At 71.7% G+C, this 927-nt stretch carries 3 protein-coding genes; all 3 read right to left on the bottom strand.

Going from position 1 to position 927, the window contains the following annotated elements:
* Positions 1 to 103 (bottom strand): biotin carboxylase N-terminal domain-containing protein (locus IG84_RS40385; RefSeq protein ID WP_157849014.1); only part of this gene is annotated, 103 nt, incomplete at its 3' end.
* Positions 100 to 564 carry a cobalamin B12-binding domain-containing protein gene (locus tag IG84_RS0137120; protein WP_051862865.1) on the bottom strand — a complete coding sequence of 155 codons (465 nt, stop codon included), beginning with the start codon at positions 562 to 564 and terminating at the stop codon, positions 100 to 102. The genes IG84_RS40385 and IG84_RS0137120, both read right to left, overlap by 4 nt.
* Positions 565 to 588: 24 nt before the next feature.
* Positions 589 to 795 (bottom strand): acyl-CoA carboxylase epsilon subunit, encoded by a 207-nt coding sequence (locus IG84_RS0137125; RefSeq protein ID WP_031067824.1) that lies wholly within the window; start codon positions 793 to 795, stop codon positions 589 to 591.
* Positions 796 to 927 lie beyond the last annotated feature (132 nt).

Here is a 927-nt window from a genome sequence, read left to right on the forward strand (position 1 = left end):
CCGGGTCGGCGTAGACCGCTACGCTCCCGATCCCGGCGTCCCGGCATGCCCGGGCCACGCGGACAGCGATTTCGCCACGGTTGGCGATGAGCACCTTGCTCAGCATGCCGACTCCAGTGTGTTGTCCGAGGTGATGAGGAGCTGGTCGACGGCCTCGACGATGCCGCGGATGTCCGCGCCGGGGGTGAAGACGGCGTGGACGCCCATGGCCTCCAGCGCGCGGACGTCGGCGTCGGGGATGATCCCGCCGACGAGGAGGCGGACGTCGCTCGCGTCCTCCTGGGCCAGCAGCTCGATCACCTTCGCCACGATGGTCAGGTGCGCGCCCGAGAGCACGGAGAGCCCGAGGAGCGGTGCGTCCTCGGCGAGGACGGTCGCGACGATCTGCTCCGGGGTCTGGTGCAGGCCGGTGTAGATCACCTCGTAGCCGGCGTCACGCAGTGCCCGGGCGATGACCTTGGCGCCACGGTCGTGGCCGTCGAGTCCGGGTTTGGCGATGACGACGCGAGCGCGCGGCGTCGGTGCCGCGTTGTCGCGGGGCGCCCCTTGGCGCAGGGTGTTCATGGTTTCTCCGATCGGGTGGGCGAGTCAGCCCCGCCAGTAGGTGCGGGCCCATGCGGTCGGCCCCGGTGGGGGAAGGCGGTGGGTGCCGAGACGGGCCGGGTCGGACCAGGAGTCCCGGGGGCCGGGTGCCTCGGCGGGCGCGGAGTCTGCCGCGGCGGCGCGGGCCCGGACCACCGCAAGGGCGGCGGCCAGCTCCTCGGGGGTGGGATTGCCCCGTACTACCTTGATCACAGCGCCTCCTTACTGTCCTTGCACGGTGCTCAGAGCGGGATGTTGCCGTGCTTCTTGGGGGGCAGTTGTTCGCGCTTGTTGCGGAGGGTGCGCAGGCCGCGGACGATGTGGCGGCGGGTTTCGGAGGGCATG

This window comes from Streptomyces ochraceiscleroticus (assembly GCF_000720485.1).
Classification (GTDB): Bacteria; Actinomycetota; Actinomycetes; order Streptomycetales; family Streptomycetaceae; genus Streptomyces; species Streptomyces ochraceiscleroticus.